Annotated in this window: 21 protein-coding genes and 2 pseudogenes; 14 read left to right on the top strand and 9 right to left on the bottom strand. The window is 41.3% G+C overall.

Translation table 11 applies throughout. The annotated features are described in order from the left end of the window. Window positions 1-44 precede the first annotated feature (44 nt). The 4 genes from QZY09_RS10455 (at window position 45) to QZY09_RS10440 (ending at window position 5,574) form a co-directional block, all read left to right on the top strand. Window positions 45-2,267 carry a bifunctional (p)ppGpp synthetase/guanosine-3',5'-bis(diphosphate) 3'-pyrophosphohydrolase gene (locus QZY09_RS10455; RefSeq protein WP_295672123.1) on the top strand — a complete coding sequence of 741 codons (2,223 nt, stop codon included), beginning with the start codon at window positions 45-47 and terminating at the stop codon, window positions 2,265-2,267. Between the two features lie 116 nt (window positions 2,268-2,383). After that, window positions 2,384-2,851, top strand: a complete 468-nt coding sequence (locus QZY09_RS10450; RefSeq protein ID WP_295672121.1) for a Fur family transcriptional regulator — start codon at window positions 2,384-2,386, stop codon at window positions 2,849-2,851. A gap of 120 nt (window positions 2,852-2,971) precedes the next feature. Continuing rightward, window positions 2,972-4,249 carry an adenylosuccinate synthase gene (locus QZY09_RS10445; protein WP_295672119.1) on the top strand — a complete coding sequence of 426 codons (1,278 nt, stop codon included), beginning with the start codon at window positions 2,972-2,974 and terminating at the stop codon, window positions 4,247-4,249. A gap of 62 nt (window positions 4,250-4,311) precedes the next feature. Then, on the top strand, window positions 4,312-5,574 hold the full coding sequence (locus tag QZY09_RS10440) for an anthranilate synthase component I family protein (RefSeq protein ID WP_295672117.1): 1,263 nt from the start codon (window positions 4,312-4,314) through the stop codon (window positions 5,572-5,574). Here QZY09_RS10440 and QZY09_RS10435 read toward each other — a convergent pair. The 4 genes from QZY09_RS10435 to QZY09_RS10420 all read right to left on the bottom strand — a co-directional run bounded on the left by QZY09_RS10435 (window position 5,537) and on the right by QZY09_RS10420 (window position 8,609). Then, window positions 5,537-6,289: a DUF2071 domain-containing protein gene (locus tag QZY09_RS10435; protein ID WP_295672115.1), complete on the bottom strand. Its 753-nt coding sequence runs from the start codon at window positions 6,287-6,289 to the stop codon at window positions 5,537-5,539. The two genes, QZY09_RS10440 and QZY09_RS10435, sit on opposite strands and share 38 nt — an antisense overlap. Window positions 6,290-6,316: 27 nt before the next feature. Beyond that, a complete protein-coding gene (gene plsY / locus QZY09_RS10430; RefSeq protein WP_295672113.1) occupies window positions 6,317-6,976 on the bottom strand; it encodes a glycerol-3-phosphate 1-O-acyltransferase PlsY in 660 nt (219 codons plus the stop codon). Window positions 6,977-7,161: 185 nt separating this feature from the next. Then, entirely contained in the window at window positions 7,162-8,007 is an 846-nt protein-coding gene (gene nadC / locus QZY09_RS10425; RefSeq protein WP_295672111.1) for a carboxylating nicotinate-nucleotide diphosphorylase, read from the bottom strand. Window positions 8,008-8,213: 206 nt separating this feature from the next. Beyond that, window positions 8,214-8,609: a DUF4783 domain-containing protein gene (locus tag QZY09_RS10420; RefSeq protein WP_295672109.1), complete on the bottom strand. Its 396-nt coding sequence runs from the start codon at window positions 8,607-8,609 to the stop codon at window positions 8,214-8,216. A 191-nt stretch (window positions 8,610-8,800) separates the two neighbouring features. Here QZY09_RS10420 and gpmI point away from each other — a divergent pair, with 191 nt between their 5' ends. Together gpmI and QZY09_RS10410 are read left to right on the top strand one after the other, a co-directional pair. Continuing rightward, window positions 8,801-10,324 carry a 2,3-bisphosphoglycerate-independent phosphoglycerate mutase gene (gpmI, locus tag QZY09_RS10415; RefSeq protein WP_295672106.1) on the top strand — a complete coding sequence of 508 codons (1,524 nt, stop codon included), beginning with the start codon at window positions 8,801-8,803 and terminating at the stop codon, window positions 10,322-10,324. Beyond that, a complete protein-coding gene (locus QZY09_RS10410) occupies window positions 10,311-10,856 on the top strand; it encodes a hypothetical protein (protein ID WP_295672104.1) in 546 nt (181 codons plus the stop codon). Before gpmI ends, QZY09_RS10410 begins: the two co-directional genes overlap by 14 nt. Window positions 10,857-10,861: 5 nt before the next feature. Here QZY09_RS10410 and QZY09_RS10405 read toward each other — a convergent pair whose 3' ends face one another. Then, window positions 10,862-11,494 carry a tetratricopeptide repeat protein gene (locus QZY09_RS10405; RefSeq protein ID WP_295672102.1) on the bottom strand — a complete coding sequence of 211 codons (633 nt, stop codon included), beginning with the start codon at window positions 11,492-11,494 and terminating at the stop codon, window positions 10,862-10,864. Window positions 11,495-11,863: 369 nt separating this feature from the next. On the opposite strand from QZY09_RS10405, the gene lon reads away from it, so the two are divergent. The 5 genes from lon (at window position 11,864) to QZY09_RS10380 (ending at window position 17,369) form a co-directional block, all read left to right on the top strand. Then, window positions 11,864-14,338 carry an endopeptidase La gene (gene lon, locus QZY09_RS10400; protein WP_295672100.1) on the top strand — a complete coding sequence of 825 codons (2,475 nt, stop codon included), beginning with the start codon at window positions 11,864-11,866 and terminating at the stop codon, window positions 14,336-14,338. 224 nt (window positions 14,339-14,562) lie between these two features. Continuing rightward, window positions 14,563-15,114, top strand: coding sequence for a hypothetical protein (locus QZY09_RS10395; protein ID WP_295672098.1), 552 nt, complete (start codon window positions 14,563-14,565; stop codon window positions 15,112-15,114). 68 nt (window positions 15,115-15,182) lie between these two features. Then, window positions 15,183-15,734: a hypothetical protein gene (locus QZY09_RS10390; RefSeq protein WP_295672096.1), complete on the top strand. Its 552-nt coding sequence runs from the start codon at window positions 15,183-15,185 to the stop codon at window positions 15,732-15,734. 67 nt (window positions 15,735-15,801) lie between these two features. Then, entirely contained in the window at window positions 15,802-16,332 is a 531-nt protein-coding gene (locus QZY09_RS10385) for a hypothetical protein (RefSeq protein WP_295672094.1), read from the top strand. Between the two features lie 71 nt (window positions 16,333-16,403). Next, window positions 16,404-17,369 (top strand): lipid A deacylase LpxR family protein, encoded by a 966-nt coding sequence (locus QZY09_RS10380; protein ID WP_295672092.1) that lies wholly within the window; start codon window positions 16,404-16,406, stop codon window positions 17,367-17,369. 84 nt (window positions 17,370-17,453) lie between these two features. Here QZY09_RS10380 and arfB read toward each other — a convergent pair. Continuing rightward, window positions 17,454-17,831, bottom strand: a pseudogene (gene arfB / locus QZY09_RS10375) (alternative ribosome rescue aminoacyl-tRNA hydrolase ArfB); the annotation flags it as partial. Between the two features lie 248 nt (window positions 17,832-18,079). On the opposite strand from arfB, the gene cmk reads away from it, so the two are divergent. Beyond that, window positions 18,080-18,751 carry a (d)CMP kinase gene (gene cmk, locus QZY09_RS10370; protein ID WP_295672087.1) on the top strand — a complete coding sequence of 224 codons (672 nt, stop codon included), beginning with the start codon at window positions 18,080-18,082 and terminating at the stop codon, window positions 18,749-18,751. Window positions 18,752-18,836: 85 nt separating this feature from the next. Here cmk and QZY09_RS10365 read toward each other — a convergent pair whose 3' ends face one another. Together QZY09_RS10365 and QZY09_RS10360 are read right to left on the bottom strand one after the other, a co-directional pair. Further along, window positions 18,837-19,292 (bottom strand): dCMP deaminase family protein, encoded by a 456-nt coding sequence (locus QZY09_RS10365; protein ID WP_096350562.1) that lies wholly within the window; start codon window positions 19,290-19,292, stop codon window positions 18,837-18,839. A 5-nt stretch (window positions 19,293-19,297) separates the two neighbouring features. Further along, on the bottom strand, window positions 19,298-20,737 hold the full coding sequence (locus QZY09_RS10360) for an MFS transporter (RefSeq protein WP_295672084.1): 1,440 nt from the start codon (window positions 20,735-20,737) through the stop codon (window positions 19,298-19,300). Window positions 20,738-21,142: 405 nt separating this feature from the next. Between QZY09_RS10360 and QZY09_RS10355 the strand changes: the two genes are divergently transcribed. After that, complete coding sequence (locus tag QZY09_RS10355) at window positions 21,143-21,796, top strand: LysE family transporter (protein ID WP_295672082.1); 654 nt, start codon at window positions 21,143-21,145, stop codon at window positions 21,794-21,796. A 12-nt stretch (window positions 21,797-21,808) separates the two neighbouring features. Beyond that, window positions 21,809-22,744 (top strand): alpha/beta hydrolase-fold protein, encoded by a 936-nt coding sequence (locus tag QZY09_RS10350; protein WP_295672079.1) that lies wholly within the window; start codon window positions 21,809-21,811, stop codon window positions 22,742-22,744. Window positions 22,745-22,814: 70 nt separating this feature from the next. On the opposite strand, the pseudogene QZY09_RS10345 reads toward QZY09_RS10350, so the two are convergent. Continuing rightward, window positions 22,815-23,193 (bottom strand): annotated as a pseudogene (locus QZY09_RS10345) (amidophosphoribosyltransferase); the annotation flags it as partial.

The following is a 23,193-nucleotide window of genomic DNA, read 5'->3' as shown; positions in this document are numbered from 1 at the left end:
AATTTTTATTGCAAGTTAATGATATTTATTATAACAACCCGGAAATGAAAGAATTGGTGATTGATTTGGAAGGCGAGAAGAACGAAATATTAAAAAGATATGGTGCTTTGCTGCGTGCGTGTAAGTCTACTTTGCAAAAAGGCGATAAGCGCATGATCCGCAAGGCATTTGATATGGCCCTTGAAAGCCATAAAGATATGCGCCGCAAATCAGGCGAGCCCTATATCTATCACCCTATAGCCGTTGCTCAAATTGCCGCCGAAGAAATTGGCCTGGGCACTACGTCCATCGTTTGCGCTTTGCTGCATGATGTGGTGGAAGATACCAATATGACCCTTGATGATATTGAAAGGGAGTTTGGTAAAAAGGTGGCCATGATCATTGACGGGCTAACCAAGATTTCCGGGGTTTTTGATACCAATAGTTCATTACAGGCCGAGAACTTCCGTAAAATGTTGTTGACCCTTGCTGACGACGTAAGGGTAATATTGATAAAGCTGGCAGATCGCTTGCACAACATGCGCACGATGGAGTTTATGCCGCGGGATAAGCAACTTAAACTATCGTCGGAAACGGTTTATTTATACGCGCCGCTAGCGCACCGCCTCGGGCTATATGCTATTAAATCGGAGCTGGAAGATCTTTCTATGAAATACATGGAACGGGAGACCTACCAGTTCATTAAAAATAAACTAAACGAAAAGAAGGCTGAGCGCGAGAAATTTATCCGGGATTTTATCGACCCGGTAAAGAAAGTACTATCCGGCCAGGGCCTCGAAGCCGATATTTTCGGCCGGCCGAAATCTATTCATTCCATCTGGAATAAGATGAAGAAGAAGTCTATCCCTTTTGAAGAGGTTTATGATCTGTTTGCGATCAGGATCATATTGGATAGCACGCCCGAACACGAAAAGGCGGATTGCTGGAAAGCTTATTCCATCGTTACCGACCTTTACAGGCCAAACCCCGACAGGTTACGCGACTGGATCTCGTCGCCCAAAGCAAATGGTTACGAATCGTTGCATACTACCGTTATGGGCCCGCGCGGGCAATGGGTAGAGGTGCAGATCCGTACCAAAAGGATGAACGAGATTGCCGAAAAAGGTTTTGCCGCGCATTGGAAATATAAAGAATCATCAACTGATAGCGGCCTTGACCAATGGGTGCAAAAGGTTAGGGAAATGTTAAAGAACCCTGATTCCAACGCGCTGGATTTCCTGGATGATTTCAAGATGAACCTTTTTTCCGACGAGATATTCATTTTTACCCCCAAAGGCGCACTTATCCAGTTGCCTTTGAATGCTACCGCACTGGATTTTGCTTTTGAGATCCATACTGACGTTGGCGCAAGCTGTATAGGGGCCAAGGTGAACCATAAACTTGTACCGCTAAACCATAAACTGCAAAACGGAGACCAGGTAGAGATCATTACCTCAAGCAAACAAACGCCAAAAGAAGATTGGCTTAATATTGTGGTGACCGCCAAAGCCAAGGCCAAGATCAAATCGGCGCTAAAGGAGGAGAAGCGTAAAATTGCCGAAGATGGCAAAGAGATACTGGAGCGGAAGATGAAATCGCTTAAGATTACTTATAATTCTGAGAACATTCATAAACTGAGCTATTTTTTTAAGCTGCAATCTACCCAGGACCTATTTTATAATGTTGCCACCGGGGTAATTGATATGAAGGACCTGAAGGAATACCAGGCCTCAGAAAAAGTGATAGAAAACAAACCGCAGGACAAAATTGAACAGGAACAGGTGCAAAGCCTGATGCGGAATTTAAAAGCTAAAGACAGCGATATGCTGTTGATTGGCGAAGATATGCAGAAAATTGACTATAAGCTGGCCAATTGCTGCAACCCGATTCCCGGCGATGATGTGTTTGGTTTTGTTACCGTGAGCGATGGCATAAAAATACACCGCACTAACTGCCCAAATGCGGCCAAGCTGATGGCAAACTATGGCTACCGCATTGTAAAAGCACGATGGACCAACCAGCAGGAACTGGCATTTTTAACCGGTTTGCGTATTACTGGCATTGATGATGTTGGTTTGATCAATAAGATAACCACAGTAATTTCGAACGACTTTAAAGTAAATATGCGCTCCATTACAGTAGATAGCGACAATGGTATTTTCGAAGGTTCGATCATGGTGTATGTAAACGATACCGAGCACCTGGATAACCTGATCAAAAAATTGAAAACCGTAAAAGGAGTAACAGGTGTAAACCGTTTTGATTCGATGATAGAAAAGGTATCTTAATTGGTTGATTAGTTGAATAGTTGATTAAGTGAATGGTTGCGGTATTAACTTAATCAACCTAATAAACTTAATCAACTTCAAACTAAATTCATAACTTTGCCCTTTATAACAAGATCATGTCCCAACTGGAAACCATAGCTATGGTTAAAAAGATTTTTGAGGCCTACCTCGAAAATAAAAACCTCAGGAAAACCCCTGAACGTTTTGCAATACTCGAAGAGATCTATTCAAGGTCCGATCATTTCGATGTGGAATCATTATACATCCACATGAAAAATAAAAAATATCGCGTTAGCCGGGCCACCGTTTATAATACATTGGAGTTACTTGTTTCGTGCGACCTGGTTACCAAACACCAGTTTGGCAAAAACATGGCCCAGTTCGAAAAATCATACGGCTACAAACAACACGACCACATTATTTGTATTGATTGCGGCAAGGTAGTTGAGTTTTGTGATCCGCGGATAGAGCAGATCCAGAGCATGATGGGCAGCTTATTAAAATTCGAAATAAAACACCACTCTTTAAACCTGTACGGCAATTGCGAAAAATTGCGCGCGGGCTTTTGCGATAGAAAAGTTTAACCAATCAATCTTTTTCATTTTTATCATGATAGATATGTTTATGATGATACCTTTGCGATGAAAAAGGATTGTGATTTATTCCTTAGGAATTAGAAATTACTATATAGATATTAAAAATTAATGGCTGTTGACGTATTATTAGGCCTCCAATGGGGCGATGAAGGTAAAGGAAAAATTGTTGACGTACTGAGTGCAGGTTACGACCTGATCGCACGTTTCCAGGGTGGTCCGAACGCGGGGCATACGCTTGAGTTTGATGGTAAAAAGTTTGTATTAAATACGATCCCATCGGGTATATTTTTTGAAAACACCATGAACCTGATCGGCAATGGTGTGGTGATCGACCCCATCACGCTGAAAAAGGAAATTGATAAATTGAAAGTAGCTGGCCATGATCTGCTCGCCAAAAAGAACCTGATGATAGCAAAACGGGCGCATTTAATATTGCCAACCCACCAATTGCTTGATGCGGCGTCTGAGAAAAAAATGGGCGAAGGTAAAATAGGTTCAACCCTAAAGGGTATTGGTCCCACCTATATGGATAAAACAGGGCGCAATGGTTTGCGTATAGGCGATATTACTTTACCTGACTTTAAAGAACGTTACCAAAAGCTTACGGATAAGCACGTATCCATGTTAAAAGCATTATACGGCGAAGTGGATGATTTCTCTGAACGCGAAAAGGCATTTTTTGAAGCAGTAGAGCTGATCAACCAATTTGAATTAGTTGATTCGGAGCATGTGGTAAACAAATACCTGCGAAAGGGTAAAAAAGTTTTAGCCGAGGGTGCGCAGGGAACAATGCTTGACATCGATTTTGGATCCTATCCTTTTGTAACATCATCAAATACTACCACTGCCGGCGCTTGCACAGGTTTGGGCATTGCACCGAATAAAATAGGAGAAGTGATCGGGATTTTTAAGGCTTATTGCACACGTGTGGGCGGTGGCCCTTTCCCTACAGAGTTGAATGATGAGACAGGCGAAGAGTTGCGCCGTATAGGCCATGAGTTTGGCGCTACAACCGGCAGGCCGCGCCGCACCGGTTGGATTGATCTTCCTGCTTTGAAATTTGCCATTATGCTAAACGGCGTTACCCAATTGGTAATGACCAAGGCTGATGTATTGAGCGGGTTCGATAAAATATATGCTTGCACCCATTACAACTACCTGGGCGAAAAGATTGATTATATGCCTTATGATATTTGTTCTGCTGACGCTGTACCTGTTTTAAAGGAGATAGACGGTTGGCATGAAGACTTAACCGGCATTACCGAACTGTCGCAAATACCTGCAAAGCTGAATGCCTATATTGAATACCTGGAAGCCGAATTGGGTGTTCCGGTAAAATATTTATCTGTTGGACCGGATAGGGTGCAGACATTGATATTACATTAAATTTTTTTAATTATATCATGAGGACGTTTCGGTTTTCCGGGACGTCTTTTTAATTTTATAAGGTGGTTAAACAAATAGCCGATCCTGATACTTTTAAGCGGAAAGCGTTACAGTGGGCTTCGTCCTTCGATGTCTTATGCTGCCTTGATTCCAATAATTTTACCGACACCTATTCAAGGTTTGATGTACTTATAGCAGCCGGCGTAAAGGCTGAGCTAACAGCTGATGCAGGAACTGCATTTGACCAGTTAGAAGAATTCCGAACGAAAAATTCCGGCTGGATGACCGGTTTTTTTGGTTATGACTTAAAAAATGAGATCGAAAAATTAACTTCCGAAAATATAGATAAACTGAATTTTCCTGATCTATATTTTTTTGTGCCACGCTATACTATCTGCATTAATGGTAATAATGTAGAGATATGTGGAGATGATGAACAGGAAATATTTGATAAAATTGTAAAATTGCCGGTCGACCTGCCCCCTGGTTTGCCCAACATTGAGATCAAGTCGAGGTTTGACAATAAGGAATATTTAGCATCGGTTAAAATTATCCAGCAACATATTCTTCGCGGGGATATTTATGTAACCAATTTTTGCCAGGAGTTTTATGCAGAAGATGCCGATATTGATCCACTGGCTGTTTATTTGAAACTGAACGAGATTTCTCCAAATCCTTTTTCGGCATTTTTTAAATGGAAGACTAATTATATCCTTTGTGCTTCACCAGAACGTTTCCTGGCGAAAAGGGGTGGTAAGCTAATTTCTCAACCCATAAAAGGCACTGCAAAACGCGGAAAAAACGAAGCCGAAGACGACGCAATTAAACGGGAACTGCGCAATCAAACCAAAGAACAACAGGAAAATGTTATGATTGTTGACCTGGTGCGCAACGACCTTACAAAGTCTGCGAAACCCGGGACGGTAAAAACGGAAGAACTTTTTGGCGTTTACAGTTTTAACCAGGTTCACCAAATGATCTCGACAGTAGTTTGTGAACAGCAGCCGGACGTTACTGATGTTGCAGCCATTAAAAACGCTTTCCCGATGGGCAGTATGACGGGGGCGCCAAAAATAAGCGCCATGCAATTAATGGAACAGTTTGAACATAGCAAACGAGGCGTTTATTCAGGCGCTATAGGGTATTTTGCGCCGGATGGCGACTTTGACTTTAACGTAGTGATCCGCACGTTGCTGTACAATCAAAAAACCAAATACCTGTCGTTCCACGCAGGTAGTGCTATTACGTTTCTTGCAGAGGCCGAAAAAGAGTATGAGGAATGTTTGCTTAAAACGCAGGCGATATTGGAGGCACTGGGTCAGTAGTGATCTTCTTCCCAATCCTGACATTAATTTCAGATCCCTTAGCAAAAAATGCCGAAAACGGAGGCTTTTTTAAAAACGGCACAAATTTCTCGCCATACAATTTTGCTATATCGGCTTCAAAAATTGGCTCTTTAACTTGTGCCACCTGCCATGACACATGCTCCACCTGGTATTCCATTGTTTTTTTAGCGCCAAGGCTGTTATAACCCCAGTAATGTTCAAATATAAATTCTTCGCCGCTGTTAGGTTCTATATCTTCAAAATGGTTGCTTACCGTTCCGCCGAGTTTATTCCAGGCGCCATTTAATTTCCACTCGTATAAATAGGTTGTGTATTCGCCGGCTGGTGTTATGGAGTGCCGCATAGGCATTGCACTGTAGTGTTCCTTATATAAATTATTGGCCACCAGTACAATCAGGCTTTTGGGCACTATCTCGCTTACAAATACCGCGCCGCGCTTCCATGTTGTGCCGTCAAAATGTTTTACATAAAAACGCAGGTTCACCTCTTCAAAATTTACGTGAAACGGCCATTTTACTCCTAATACCCTGGTCTCCTGGAATAAAAATCCTACCATGCTTACCAGTGCTTTTACTTCGTGCAGATCAAGCACCGTTGCAAAAGGTAAGTAAGGCTTCAGTATCTCGGGGTCAACCTCATAATTCAGCATGAGCAGGTTGTTCCATTCGGCTTGTAAAAACTTGCGTTTTGCCATAAAAGATGAGTATATAAAAAAGGTAAATTATGCCTGATTGGTAACTTTTTTTCGTTTGAAGAGGTTTACTTTCGATTCTTTTCCTTTAAGCAGGCGTTCGATATTTTTTTGGTGCGTTACCAGGATCAGCAAACAAATACACATCCCGAAAATGACGATCAGGTCGTTTGTATATTTATTGTAGAAAAAAGTAACCCCGGTTAAGTAGGTAAAACCGCCCATTATTGAACTGAGGGAAACGTAACGCGTAATCATTAAAACGATAACAAATACAATGATGCATAAAAGCGCGGCAGATAAATTTACTGCCAAAACCATCCCAAACAGCGTAGCGATGCCTTTACCACCCCTAAAACCTGCGAATACAGGGAACAGGTGGCCCATTACTGCAGCAATACCCAAGGCAAGTTGGTAGCTGATATAATTTGAATGCGGCCCTCCGGTTACTGAAGTGCCGATAAAGTAGGCGAGGTTGGTTGCCGTCCAGCCTTTTAAAATATCAATAAGCATTACCGGGATACCTGCTTTTTTACCCAATACCCTAAAGGTATTGGTAGCACCCGCATTACCGCTGCCATACTCCCTTACATCAACCCCGTAAAATGCCATTCCTATCCAAACAGCCGTTGGTATCGATCCGCATAAATACGCCAGGATAAGTGCTGATATCGAATAGGGGGTTATCATGTTACCGCAATATTACTAAAATTGAATGTTTAATTAGGTAGTTTTTAGTCCGAAAGTCCGAAAAGTCCGAAAGTCCGAAAGAAAAAGCAATATTTAATTTTAAAGCGTGGCTGAAAAGATTAACAAATTGAGAAATCAGAAAGCTAAAACTCAACCATCTTAATGACTTTCGGACTCCGTAATCTCTAATCAACAGCTTTCAAACTCAGATCTAAACTTTTAACTGAATGCGTAAGGGCGCCGACTGAAATATAGTCAACCCCGCATGCGGCATATTCGCGGATGTTGTCGATGGTAATTCCACCTGAGGCTTCAGTTATATACCGGCCCGAAATGAGTTCCACTGCTTTTTTTAAGGTATCAAAATTAAAGTTATCCAGCAATATACGGTTTATACCGCCTGTTTGCAAAACCTGCTCCAACTCGGCCAGGTTTCTAACCTCAATTTCTATTGCAAGGTCTTTGTTATGGGCTTTCAGATACCGGTGCGTATTTTCAATGGCATTTTTAATGCCGCCGGCGTAATCAACATGATTGTCCTTTATCAATACCATATCGTACAAGCCAAAACGATGGTTAACGCCGCCGCCTATGCGTACCGCCCACTTTTCAAGATACCTTAAACCTGGCGTAGTTTTCCGGGTATCCAATACTTTGGTATTTGTATCCCTTAAAATATCAACTATTTGTCGTGTTTTGGTAGCTATGCCGCTCATGCGCTGCATGCAATTAAGCACCAGGCGTTCGGCTTTTAATATGCTTTGTGCATCGCCTTCAACTTCAAGTACAATATCGCCCGGTTTTATTTTTACGCCATCATTTAAAAAAACAGAAGTTTTAAGGTCTGCGTTAACAATGTGGAATATCTCGACTGCGAGTTCAACACCGGCAAGGATACCTTCATCTTTAACCAATAATTTTGCTTTGCCTTTTGTGCCCGCCGGAATAGTTGCCAGGGAGGTGTGGTCGCCGTCGCCGACGTCCTCGCTAAGGGAATTTAATATAAACTGATCAATAATTTCTTTATCCAAACCTGCTTATTATTTAAAGCCCCAAAAGTAAGAAGATTTTGAAGAAGTTCATGGTTCATAGTTCATCGTTCATGGAAAAAACTTAGGGAGTTCATGGTTCATGGATCATAGTTCATGGAAAAAACTGTAAGCATGAGTCTAACAAACAACCTTTTCAACCAGAAAGCTTTTTTCTACTATGAACTATGATCCATGAACCAAAACGCCTACTTCACCTTCTCCGTTTCAATCCTGAATTCAATGATTGCAAGGGTTCCGGTGTTTTCTTTGAGGGTTACTGCTATCCGGTAAACACCATTAGCGGTGGTTAGTAACAATACGCAGAAGCCATAATTGGGATTTGAATTTACCTTATGAAGCAGTTTGATAGTTTTGGGCTTATTTTGGCTGAAAAATTTATTTAGAATTTGTTCGGTTTGTAGCCGGGAATAAATGCTTTCATCACCTGGTACCGAAAGCTCAACATTGTCCGCAAATAATTTTGATAGTTCCGGAATATTTCCCTGCTGCAAAAGACTTGCAATTTTGTCGATTGGGTCGGCTGGGGTTAGGCCCGGCGCCAACAGTAAAACAATAAGCAAAGGCATGTAATACTTTTTCATCTTAATTATCAGACACAAAAAATAAATAATTGTTGCAAAATATTATGCGAAGTCGGATGAGTCCTGAGCTTGGGGTCTAACTCAAATCATCGTTTCTAAATTTACTTCATTAACTCCGGATCAATCAGGATTTGCCAATTAAATAAATTATTAAATGCTCCATATTTAAACGTTGCCTTTATATTTGCATTGTGGAAAATAAGAAAAAAATTGCATTAATAATTCTTGATGGCTGGGGATATGGCCGTAATGATTATTCGAACGCCATATTTGCAGCAAATACTCCGTTTATTGACTCTTTACTTAAAAAATATCCAAACTCAAAACTCGAAGCTTCAGGCACCGCAGTAGGTTTGCCTGCCGGGCAGATGGGGAACTCAGAAGTAGGGCACATGAATTTAGGCGCGGGCCGGGTGGTTTACCAGGAGCTTGGCCGCATACACAAGGCAGTAGATGATAACGAATTACCCCACAATCCGGTATTAAAAGAGGCTTTTGAATATGCCAAACAAAACAATAAAAAAGTTCACTTTATCGGTTTAGTTAGCGATGGTGGCGTTCACTCGCATATCAGGCATATCATGGGCCTTTGTGATGCTGCAACCAGCTTTGGGCTTGACAGGGTTTTTGTGCACGCTTTTTTGGACGGGCGCGATACTGACCCGAAATCGGGTGCGGGTTTTATAACAGAGCTTGCAGATCATATAGCAAATACACCTGTTAAATTGGCCTCGGCAATAGGCAGGTATTACGCTATGGACAGGGATAACCGCTGGGAGCGCGTTAAGCTGGCGTATGACCTGATGGTTAACGGCATAGGGGAGCCATCAAAAGACATTGTTCAATCTATTAAGTCCTCATATCTGCACGATGTTACTGATGAATTTATAAAACCTATTGTGGGCGTTGATGAAAACGGCAAGCCTTTGGCGGTGATAGAAGAAGATGATGTGGTACTCTGTTTTAATTTCAGGACCGACCGCGGACGCGAAATAACCATCGCATTAACCCAAAGAGATATCCCTGAGTTTAATATGCACGCCCTTAAACTCAATTATCTCACCATGACGCCTTATGACGAATCATTCAAGGGCGTTAAAGTGCTATTTGATAAGGATGACCTGACACAAACACTGGGTGAAATTTTACAGGAAGCCGGTAAAAACCAGATCAGGATTGCAGAAACTGAAAAATACCCGCATGTGACATTTTTCTTTTCGGGCGGACGAGAAAAGGAATTTAAAAATGAAAAAAGATTACTGGTGCCTTCGCCAAAGGTGGCCACTTATGATTTACAACCAGAAATGAGCGCCGAGGGTATCCGCGATGCTATTTTACCCGAATTAAAAAGCGGCTGGCCAGATGTAATCATTCTTAATTTTGCAAATACCGATATGGTGGGGCATACCGGGGTTTTTAGTGCTGTTATAAAAGCTGCCGAAACCGTTGATGCTTGCGCCAGGGAGGTGATTGAAACAGGCATCGCAAACGGCTACTCTTTTATTATTATTGCCGACCATGGCAATGCCGATTATATGATAAATGATGACGGTACACCAAATACAGCGCATTCAACAAATTTGGTGCCCTGCATAGTTATAGATAAGGATGTTAAACATGTAAAAGACGGCAAACTGGGTGATATTGCGCCTACTATGCTTAAAATAATTGGCGTCCCCATTCCTGAAAAAATGACGGGTAATGTTTTGGTATAAAACGAAGTTAAAGACCGCCATTGTTTTAATCGGGGGAATTGCGTTGTCGGCTACCCTTCCGGCATGTAAACCTGAAATTAAAAATAATGGCGGTTTTGATTTAACTGGATATTTAAAAAAAGACGCAGCCAAGCTTAAAAAGCTAAACAGGCCTGTTGATAAAACCGTTACCCATAATGGCGTTACCGAAACAAAAACGCTGCATATTGCTGATTGGAACAGCGAACTTGGCCTTTTTATAGACGCTGACATTAACAAACCTGCTTTTAAAAATAGTTACCAGGTTATTGATGAGGATAGTCTTTTAGTTTATAAAGCAAAGGAAAAAGACCTTAAGGTGCGTGAGCTGATCATCAAACGGACAGGCGGGGGTATCAGGTACGTCCTCATTTATAACAAGGTTGAAAACCTGCTTTATAAAACCACCCAAAAACTCACCTATTTTCCTGATTCTGTTTACCGCATTGAAACGGTACAGCATGTAAAGTTATTGGGTACTAATACCTATTTTATCCAGGGTATATTAAAGTAGTTTTTTTATTTGCGGGCGGCAAGGGCCTCGCCAAGCTTTTGCTTTGAAAGGTCGATCAGTGCGGCTATGTCAGTACGGCCCTGGTTTTCTGCCAAAACCTTTTCAAGGTCAGCAACGGATGCTTTTAATGAATTGATCCCCCTTATTTTATCGTAATAACGCCCGGGTGCGGTCAATTTGAATACACCATATTCGCGATACGCGATTCCCCTGGTCTGAAAAAATTTATTGTTTGCATCGTTAGGGTCGATAGCAATAGCTTTGGTAAGATCAAATATAGCGCCTAATAAATACTGTTCCTTTTCGGCTGCTGAAACCTGAACATCTTTCCCCATATAACTTTTAGCTCTGGCCCGGTAATAATAGGCGCTGGCATCAACGGGGTTTATCTGCAATTCTTTGGTGTAAGCAGCAATTGATTTGCGGTAATTTTCGCTGTGATAATAGGAGTAGCCAAGCATCCAAAGCGCATTGGCATTGGTTGAATCCACCAGGCAAGCCCTTTCAAGCTGCATAACTGCCGCCTTAAAATCACCCTCCATTAAAGCCTGCTGGCCCAATTTTACATAGGAATTTTGAGCCGACGTGTTTTCGAATGAGGCAACAAGCAGAAACGAAATGATTACCGAAAATCTCATCGGGGCTTTAATGTTTATCAAAACAGTACAACAATAACTGATATTTTTAGAAATTATTATGTCGGTTAAACCGTTTTTTATCAAATCTTTTGATCCTAAGAAAATAAAAGAAGGCGATTATATGACTTTTTTTCATCTTTATCAATTTTTTTTCAATCATTTATAACGATACGGAATTATTATAAACTTCATGTAATCAATATTTTATGGGTTTAATCCAAATGTTGCTCAATTATAGCTTATATTGGCACATGTCTTGACCAATAACTCCTGAATGATAGCAGGATGCTATTTGAACGGTTTTATTGCCTGTAGAACTTTACATGCTGACAATATGGCGTTTTTTATTTTTACAACGAGAGGTGTTTGATGAGTTTCGATCCATTTGATTTTAGAAGTGCTTTACCGGTTATAAACGAGGAGTCTGAATTTTTTCCTTTAATGTCATCAGAAGATGAGGAAGAAATGAACAACGAACTCCTGCCTGAAGTGTTGTCCATATTACCGTTACGTAATACAGTATTATTTCCCGGGGTGGTAATCCCTATTACCGTAGGCCGCGATAAATCTATCAAACTTATCCGCGACGCCAATAAAGGCAACCGGATGATCGGGGTAGTGTCGCAACAGGATGTGGGTGTCGAAGACCCAACATTTTCCCAATTAAATAAGGTAGGTACAATCGCCCTTATCATCAAAATGCTGCAAATGCCTGATGGTAACACCACAGTAATATTGCAGGGCAAAAAGCGGTTCGTTCTGAAAGAAGAAGTTCAAAGTGTGCCTTACATAAAAGCTTCTATTGAGCCCTTTAAAGAGGTAAAACACAAAGACGATAAAGAGTTTAAAGCCATGGTATCCTCCATTAAGGATATGGCCATGAGTATCATACAGCTTTCACCTAATATTCCGAGTGAGGCTGGTATTGCTATCCGCAACATTGAAAGCACTTCATTTTTGATCAATTTCATTTCATCAAATATGAATGCTGATATGAACGCCAAACAGCGTTTACTGGAAGAGCCAAACCTGCGCACACGTGCAAACCTGGTGCTTGAGCACCTCACCCTTGACCTGCAAATGCTGGAGTTAAAAAATCAGATCCAAAGCAAAGTGCGGGTCGACCTGGATAAGCAGCAGCGTGATTATTTTTTGAACCAGCAATTAAAAACGATCCAGGAAGAACTTGGCGGCAATTCGCCCGACCTGGAGATTGAAAGTTTAAAATTGCGCGGCGCTAAAAAGAAATGGGGAAAAGAAGTTAACGACCATTTTAACAAGGAAATAGAAAAACTGGCGCGCACCAATCCCGCAGCAGCCGATTATTCAGTTCAAATAAATTACCTTGAATTACTCCTTGATTTGCCCTGGAACGAATTTACCAAAGATAATTTCGACCTGAAACGGGCGCAAAAAATATTAGACAAAGACCATTTCGGGCTGGATAAGGTGAAACAGCGGATTATAGAATACCTGGCGGTGCTTAAACTAAAGCACAACATGAAGGCGCCTATACTTTGCCTTGTTGGCCCTCCGGGGGTGGGTAAAACATCCCTTGGTAAATCAATTGCCAGGGCGCTGGGGCGTAAATATGTGAGGATGGCACTGGGCGGTATTCGTGATGAAGCCGAGATCAGGGGCCACCGTAAAACTTATATAGGCGCCATGCCAGGGCGTATTATACAATCTGTTAAAAAGGCAGGTGCCGCTAACCCGGTTTTTATTTTGGATGAAATTGATAAGGTTGGCAATGATTTCAGGGGCGATCCGTCTTCTGCTTTATTAGAGGTACTGGACCCTGAACAAAACAGTACCTTTTATGATCATTATGTGGAAATGGATTTCGATCTTTCAAATGTAATGTTCATCGCGACAGCAAATTCATTAAGCAGCATACAGCCTGCCTTGCTTGACCGTATGGAGATCATCGAAGTAAGTGGTTATACCATTGAAGAGAAGATAGAGATCGCCAAACAACACCTGATACCCAAACAGCGCGAGGCTCACGGCTTAAAAACCAAAGATGTGGTATTAAAACCCGATGTAGTTGAAAAACTGGTAGTTGATTATACCCGCGAATCGGGTGTGCGGGCTTTAGAGAAAAAGATAGGTTCCCTTGTTCGCGGGGTAGCAAAAAGCCTTGCAATGGAAGAGCCTTATAACCCTGTTGTAAGCAAAAGTGATGTTGAAAGGATATTGGGGGCCCCGATATTTGATAAGGACCTGTACGAAGGCAACGACGTAGCCGGAGTAGTTACCGGACTGGCATGGACATCAGTTGGCGGGGATATTCTGTTTATTGAAGTGAGCTTAAGCCCCGGAAAAGGGAAACTTGCACTTACCGGCAGCCTGGGCGATGTAATGAAAGAATCAGTAAGTATTGCGCTCGCCTATTTAAGGGCCCATTCCGCTGAATTTAACATCGATGTACGGTTGTTTGACCATTGGGATATACACGTTCACGTTCCGGCAGGCGCAACCCCTAAGGATGGCCCATCTGCCGGTGTAACAATGTTAACTGCTTTGGTATCGGCATTTACGCAACGAAAAATAAAACCTCACCTGGCCATGACAGGAGAAATTACGCTGCGTGGCCGTGTGTTACCTGTTGGCGGTATCAAAGAAAAAATACTTGCCGCCAAACGGGCGAATATAAAAGAGATCATTTTATGTGCGTCAAATAAAAAAGACATCCTCGAAATCAAGGGTGATTATATCAAGGATCTTCAGTTTCATTATGTAACTGATATGCGCGAAGTAATTGATCTCGCGCTTTTGGATGAAAAGGTTAAGAACCCTATCGATTTGAGCGTAAAAGAAGAGAAAAGCCCTGTTTTAAATTAATAAACAATTTTTAGTAGCGCTATTTGTAGGGGTAACCCGTAACAAATGGCGCTATTTTTTTATTTGTAAGCGGCTGATAACTACCTGTTTTTACCTGTGGATAATGCCCTTTACCACCTTTCCTGAAACCTTTTACAGCCTAATGCCGTAATACGCACTATCATAATTATAAATTAATTATGATAATAGTTTAAAAAAAATCAATCTAAAACAATCAAAAAAAAATGAAGAAGGCCTTTTTATTAAAAGCTGTTTTTTTATTCCTACTTGTTACATCACATTTTTGTTTGAAGGCTCAAAACCTTGAAGAGGATACTGTAAAAAGAGACACTACAGTACCAAACTCAGCCAAACCCCGCACTGTTTTTCTTGAAGTAGGCGGCCCCGGACTTGCATTAACGGCAAATTATGACACCCGTTTTGGTGAAGGCCGTGATAAATGGGGTTACAGAATTGGTGCAGGTTATTATAATACTGGCTCAAACTGGGTAGCAACCGTTCCTTTTCAGGTAAACTATCTATACGGCTTTAAAAAACCAGGAGCCAGCAGTTTTTTGGAGCTTGGCGCCGGCACTACGTTTGTAAGGTCGCATGGCAGCACTACAGGTACAGTTTTTCAATTTGATAATATAACCGGTTTTATAGGTACCGCCACAATAGGTTACCGGTACCAGCAGGATAACGGCGGCATCAATTTCAGGATCGGTTTTGTGCCGATACTTTATGATGCAGGCCTTATTGCTGCAGGTGGCTTTAGTGTAGGTTATACTTTTTAACAACGCCAATTTGAAGTTTAGTTTGCAATACTGATTTAAACAAATATCTTTATTGCAAACCAAACTTTGTGAAACACTACCAACTTTTTAAGTTCATCTTCTGCTTTATAGCTTATTTTCTCCTTTCTAACTCCCTAAAGGCGCAAGCTGTAAAATCTTTAGCATTGGATTCAAGCCTGAAAACCAGGGCTCAAAATGTATTTGTTGAGTTAGGCGGACCCGGCCTGTATTTTTCTGCAAACTATGACACCCGCTTTTCAAAACGCAGGGATGGCATAGGAGGCAGGATAGGAGTGGGGTACCTTGACAACTACGGGTCATCTTTCACATCAGTACCAGTACAGCTAAATTATTTACTGGGAAAAAAAAGCAAGTATTTCGAAGCCGGCCTTGGCGTTACTTGGGTGTATTTTAAGGCTCCCGGGAATGTTTATTCAGATATTATTTATTTTAATAGAACCCAGGGGGGCAAATCAACTGTTTTGGGCACGATGACATTTGGGTACCGTTACCAGCCTGTTGATGGAGGCTTTAGTTTCAGAGCAAGCTTTAATCCCCTTTTTAACAGCTCAAATTTCGAACCATATGGGGGCCTAAGTGTTGGTTATACCTTCAAATAAGCAAATAAACATTTGGTATTGTTGTAATAACGAATTAATCAAATATCTTTATTCAAAACTATTGCAAATGAAAACCCGCCTTTTAAAACCTTTATTCTTGTTAATTCCTTTCTTTTTTTATCATTCTGCTACGGCGCAGTCTGTTGTTCATTCAAAAGCTGATTCTGCGCTAAACGCGCGTGCTCAAAATGTTTACATAGAGTTAGGCGGACCGGGCCTTTTGTTTTCTGCTAATTACGACACCCGTTTTTCGCAACGAAGAGATGGTCTAGGCGGAAGGATTGGCCTTGGATTTATAGCAAGCGGCGGTGTTTCGGTAGTTACTGTCCCTGTGCAATTAAACTACCTGTTAGGAAAGACAGATAAATATTTTGAGATTGGCCTCGGCGCTACTTATGCCTCATTTAACACAGGCGCCGATTTTTTATCATTAAATACCAACCCTGTAACCGCAAATACAGTTTTGGGAACAATGACCTTTGGTTACCGGTACCAACCGGTAGATGGCGGATTTAATTTCAGGGCCAGTTTTAATCCGATTTTCGACAGTTCGAATTTTGTGCCTTACTTTGGGCTAAGCTTTGGTTACACTTTCTAATGGCCACTATTTGATAAAAAACCTTGTTTTACAAGGTTTTTTATATTTTTACTACGAATTTATACAACCTGATGAGATTTAAACTGTTTACTTGGTGCTTCTTTTTTCTTTGTTCAACAGGCGTTTTCGCTCAAAACCACAGTACTGAGATCGGCGCTGAAACTGATAACGATTCCTATCTGCTTCAGGGGTCCGACAAGTATTATACTGATGGGATTTTTATTTACTACCGCCATGCCCTGAATGTGAGCGAAAGTTCAAAGCTACAGAACAAAGTTTTGGGTTTTGAATTCGGGCAAAAAATATTTAACCCCCAAAGCGGCAGCATCGCAAATGCCGAAGGGGTTGACCAACCGGGCCTTATCGACAGGCCTTTTGCTGCTTATATGTATGTAGGTGCATCATTAAACCTATTGTATAAAGATGAAAGCAGTTTAAAGCTTACCGCCCGGGTCGGTATCATTGGCCCCGGTGCAGAGGGCAAACAGATACAGGATTTTGTACATGATAATTTTGGTTTTTACCACCCCAGTGGCTGGGAATACCAGATCAATAACGAGGCCCAGCTAAACCTTTCAGCCGAATATAATAAACTGCTTTTAAGAGGAGCATGGATTGACGTAACTTTATCAAGTTATGTTAACCTTGGCAATGGGTTTACCGGGGCGGGTTTGGGTCCCTTGGTTAGGCTAGGGTCATTTAACCAGTTATTTAATTCGGTAAGTACGCAGAGTACAGCCATCAGAAAAGAAGTGGCCAATCCACTCAACAAACACGAAATATTCTTCTATTACAAACCATTAGCCAATTACGTGGCCTACGATGCGACCATACAGGGCGGCTTGTTTGATAACCACAGCGGGCTTGAGATCACTAAAAATAAAGAGCCTTTTATATTCAGCCAGCAATTTGGTGTAGCTTTCAGTACCAATCGTTTTGTTTTTGATATTGCAGCTATCTTTCATACTTTGGATGATAAGGAAATGGTGCAAACGCATCAATGGGCGGCGATTACAGGCTTGTATAGGTTTAAGTAAGGTAGTTGATGGTTCATAGTTCATAGTTCATAGCCGAACATTGCAGCTGCCATGAACCATGAACTATCAACGATTAACTATAAGCTATTCGTCAAACTTATTCTTCCGATTCTCCTTCTTCACAGAATTTAATCGTTTTTTTTCCAGCCGGGCCATTTTGGCAGCTTTGCTAACTTTTGTGGCTTTGCGTATTTTGGGTTGATGCAGGGCGCGGGTAAGCAATAGTATCAGCCTTTCAACCGCCTTTTCTTTGTTTAGGTACTGGCTGCGTTCTTCGTCGCAAATTACCTGTATCAATCCGTCTTTATTAAAGCGTGATTGTAATTTAAGGCTGATCAATTCCTTGTCCCCGTCACTGAAAATAGCTGAATTATCTACAGAGAAAAGCAACTCCACCTTGCTGGATACCTTGTTTACGTTTTGCCCGCCTTTGCCGCCGCTTCTTGATGTTTTATAGGTGATTTCCTTTTGCAGGTCGGCTTTTGTAAAGTTCATGGGCCTAAATTAGTTCATTAAGTTGGATAAATTAGATTGAGTTGAATAGGTTTTAAAATTCGATAAAATATTTTGGCAGCAGAATGTAACTTTGATAACTTCAGCAAATAACCCTATGGTATGAGCTGGTGATTTTTAACCCAATCAACTTAATCTAACTTAATCAACCACTCACTTATTCAACTACTCACTAAAAATACTTACTTTAGTAAACCATGAGTGACCATATTATCGTTGCCATTGACGGCTATTCTTCGTGCGGGAAAAGTACTTTGGCAAAAGCATTAGCCAAAAAATTGCATTTTGTTTATGTTGACAGCGGTGCCATGTACCGTGCTGTGGCCCTCTATTTTTTAAGGAACAATGTAAATTTGCAGGATAGCAGGCAAGTGGCTGATGCACTTAAAAAGATCCATCTCAATTTTCACTCGCGTGATTATGAAACACATATCACTTTAAATGATGAAGAAGTATCGGCTGAAATAAGGCTGATGCCTGTTTCCGAAAGTGTGAGTGCGGTATCTGCGCTTCATGAAGTACGGACAGAAATGGTAAAGCAACAACAGCGCATGGGCGGCTCAAAAAATATAGTGATGGATGGGCGGGATATAGGCACGGCTGTATTTCCTGACGCGACGGTTAAAATTTTTATGACAGCCGACCCGAAAGTCCGGGCAGAAAGAAGGTTTAAAGAACTGGCGCCCAAAAATCCTGATATTACATTGGAAGAAGTTTTTGAAAACCTGGCTCATCGCGATTACCAGGACACCACCCGGAAAGAGAGCCCGCTGAGACGCGCTGCAGATGCCATTATTTTAGACAATACGGACCTTACTCCTGATGAACAGTTGATGTTTGCGCTGAGCAAGGTGGAACCCTATTTGTAATTGCACCGATTGATAGAAATGATTACACCGATTTTTGGGTGACCCTGAAAAATCAGTGTAATTCAAATTTAATCGGTGAAATCAGTTAAACACTAAACCTTACGGCGGTCACCCCGAACTTATTTAAAAAATCAACCCCTTCATCACTGGCTATACCTTTATAGGCGGCATATGATCTGTCGAAAAATACTTTTTTTATACCCGCTGAGTAAATTAGCCTGGAACAAGGCAAACAGGGTGATAAAGTAGTATAAAGTGTAGCCCCTTCAAGGTTAGCGCCGTTTTTTACGGCGTACAGTATAGCATTCTCTTCAGCGTGCAGTGCAAGGGAACAGCTTCCTTTTGAATCACGCGGACAGCCAACACCAGGCCACTCCTCATCGCAGTTGTGGGTATGCGCAGGAGGCCCGTTATAGCCGATAGAAATAATCCTCGTATCCTTGGTTAAAACGGCACCGACCTGGGCCTTAACGCAGTGTGAGCGTTTGGCCAGGTCGGTTGCCAGATTCATGAAAATATGGTCAAAACTTAGTTTAGTCATTATGCTTAATGTCCGGCGCCTAATTCTACTTCGTGTTCTATCCCTTGTTTTTTGAGTATACCAATAATCCTCCAGCCATAAAAAGCAAGGTAGGAGAAACATAAAACAGGGATGAAATAAGACTGATGAATGCCCAAGATATCAGATAGTTTGCCTTGAAGAAGTGGAATAATGCCACCGCCAAGGATCATCATTACAAGGAAGGCTGAACCCTGTGAGGTATATTTGCCTAAGCCGGCAATTGCTAAAGCAAAGATAGAAGGCCACAAAATACTGCAAAACAAACCACCACTCATAAAAGCGTAGGTTGCAATGTTACCAGTAGTTAATAATCCTATTATCATAGCGGCCATTCCTAATAAGCCGAATATCATTAAAGTACGGGCCGGACGGTCCTGACCTAAGAAAAATCCTGCGATCTGGATAGCCACAACACCAGCGTATGCATACAATGGTGTAATGTTTTGACCGGAAATTGAATTTACTGCTAATACAACACCAAAGGCAACGTAAGGCACCACAATCAGTAAAACTTTTCTTAACCCTTTGGAAGGATTAAAAACAGCGATGGCTCCTGCCCAGCGCCCAATCATTAAACTGCCCCAGTACATTGAAATATAAGGTGCTATAGCCGAACCGGTGATGCCGCCAAAATCTTTAGTACCTAATAATGCGCCAAGGTTACTTTGAATGGTAACTTCAACGCCCACATAGGTAAAAATACCAATCATTCCTAAAACCAATTGAGGGTATTTCATTGCACCCCAGCCTTCAGGTTTTTTCTGCGCAGCAGAGTTGGCGAACAGTAAGCCAAATACCACAATCAATAAAGAAGTGATTGTTAATCCAAGACCCAGAAAATCCTTTTCTTTATTTGTTATAAAATGTAAAATGTATTCAGGCTGCCCGTAACGTGCAAAAATATAACCGAATATTACCACTAAAAAAGTTGTTATCACGATTAAGGTTGTCATTGCCTTTTTCGCGGGCTCAAAAGTTGGATCACCTTTCCCGGAAGGTACCTTTTTGGAAAAGAAGAAAAGCGCGGCAGATAACAAAAATAGTGCACCAACAAACATATACAGTATTTCCATCTTATCTAACGAGTTTGCTTTTTGAGCAAATTGTTTGATATACTCCTGGTTTACGTTAGCAATTACTCCAAACAGAGCGAATGAAACCACAACAGGACCGATAGTTGTTCCAAATGAATTAACTCCTCCGGCCAAATTTAAACGGTTTGATGCGGTATGTGGTTCACCTAATGACGCAGCAAACGGCTGCGCCGAAGTTTGCTGCAAGGAAAATCCTAAACCAACAATAAACAATGCGCCCAGGATGAGGATGTAATGTCCGGAAGTAACAGCCCAGATCATCAAGGCTGCACCAAACGTACTGATCAAAAGGCCATAGATAATACCTTTCTTAAACCCCCAGCCATTCAAAATATCCTTCCGGGCAATACTGCTGAAAATAAAAAGTAGCAAAGCCCCAATATAATATGCTCCGTAAAATGCAAAATCTATGAGTTGGCTCTGAAATTGATCTAACCCAAATTTGGCTTTACAAAAAGGGATGAATACGCCATTTGACGCCCCGATGAACCCCCAAAAGAAGAATACGGTAATTAGGGTATAGAGCGCCGATTTAAGATTTGTTGACTTGTTTTGTTCCATTGTTTATTTCGGTTTATAAAAGAGGTGTATTTAAAGCACTAAACTTAGTTATTTTTTGTAATTCTGCTATATTTTTTAATTAATTAATAACAAATTTAAGTTTGGTTGTTTACCATATAAAGTTGCATATTCGTGCGGCATTTTTAAATTGAACAAGAATAGAAGCCTAAATTAATGATAGAAGCTGTTATTTCGGGTATTGGATTTGGATTAGTGCTTACGTTTTTAACCGGCCCGGTATTTTTTGCGTTAATAAAAACCAGTATTGAAAAAGGCTTTCACGCCGGCATTGCTTTGGCTTTGGGTGTTGTTTGCAGTGATATGTTTTTCGTTGGCGCCATTTTATTCGGATCTCAATACTTTGATGTTTCCGCTCAAGACAAAATTTACGCCGGGATAGTGGGCAGCTGTGTTTTAGCCGGCATAGGGATTTACTACATCTTTAAAAAGGCCAAAGTGAACTACACCAATGTGGTGCCCACAAGGATGCACAGGGCCGGCTACTTTTTAAAGGGTTTTGCCATGTGTATTTTTAATCCGACTATACTGTTTCACTGGACGATAGTTATCGGCGCAGCGAGCACAGTTTATCACCAGGGCGTACCTAACAGGGCATTAAAAATAGGGATCATGTTTTTAACTATCCTGGTAGTGCAGTTTGGCATGGATACGACTAAGGCCTTTTACGCTGATAAACTGCGCGACAGAATCTCTGTTAAATTTATTCACCGTCTTAACCAGGTCGCCGGTATTGCGCTGATCATTGCCGCGATGGTGATACTGGATAAACTGGTTACCCATTTTATTTTTTCTCCTCCCGGGGCATAAAACAGGAGTAAAATGTTTGTAAAAATAAAAAAGAGATTTGTTTTAGTTTTTATTGCACTTTACTTAAATTACGCCTATGGGCAAACACCTAAAGTTGTTACCGGCACTATAATTCATTATCAAAAGTTCAGCTCGAAGTTTGTTCCCGCACGCAATGTTGATGTTTGGTTGCCTGAAGGTTATCGTCCAAACCAAAAATACCCTGTTTTGTATATGCACGATGGCCGGGCACTTTTTGATTCTACGATCATGTGGAACAAACAGGAATGGGATGTTGCCGGGATTTTAGGCAAACTGATAGCGGCAGGGAAAATCCGGAAATGCATTGTTGTGGGGATCTGGAACGGCGAAGAAAATCGCCATAGCAAGTATCTGCCTCAAAAGCCTTTTGAAGCACTATCTCCCGCACAGCAGGATTTGATCTACAGCGTTGGTAATCATAAATTGTTTTCGGAAAAAATTGAATCAGATAACTATTTGAAATTTTTAGTTTTTGAACTTAAGCCGTTTGTTGACCATAGTTATCAGACTTTGGCTGATCGCCGTAATACTTTTATAGCAGGCTCCAGTATGGGCGGATTGATATCGCTTTACGCCATTTGTGAATATCCGGATGTTTTCGGCGGTGCTGCTTGTTTATCCACGCATTGGACCGGCTTTTTTACTGCAAAAGATAATCCTATACCAGCGGCGATGATGCAATATTTGAAAACTAACTTACCGAGTGCCAAAAACCATAAGATATATTTTGACTATGGCAGTAAAACGCTGGACACATTATACAGACCTTTTCAACAGCAGGCTGACGCTATAATGCGACTAAAAGGATACACCGCTAAAAACTGGATAACCAGGGAGTTTATTGGTGCGGATCATTCGGAGAAATCATGGAACAAGCGGTTTAATATTCCTGTTATGTTTCTTCTGGGTACAAAATTCACAAAATAGGTAACCGTCCATAGGTTTATATTTAATGATTAGCTGGCGTTATTAAGTTCGCCAACTAATCATCATTAAATTACATATAACCACGCTGATTCTTTCCTTCCATCCAGTTCACAAAGGCACGGTTTACTACTTTGTTACCCCCAGGTGTAGGGTAGTTGCCGCTAAAGTACCAGTCGCCTGCATGGTCGGGACATGCTTTGTGCAGGTTATCAAGGGTTTGGTAAAGTACCTTAACCTCGCATTTTATTTCTTTTGGGGTGATGATCTTTGCAATTCTGTCAGATATTTCCTGGTCAGTAAATGGCTCATAAATTGCCTGTACATAATTTACCACTTTTTCCTTTGGCAATCCGGCGCTGTCTTTACATTTTTGGTAAACACCCAGGATAACATCTTCTTTGCCGGCATCTTTTAACAGGCTGATTGCCGCTTCAAATGCAACAAACTCG

It is taken from the genome of uncultured Mucilaginibacter sp. (genome assembly GCF_903913935.1).
In the GTDB taxonomy this organism is placed as follows: Bacteria; Bacteroidota; Bacteroidia; order Sphingobacteriales; family Sphingobacteriaceae; genus Mucilaginibacter.
The sequence above is the reverse complement of the archived record's forward strand: the minus strand, read 5'-3'. Positions and strand labels throughout refer to the sequence as shown.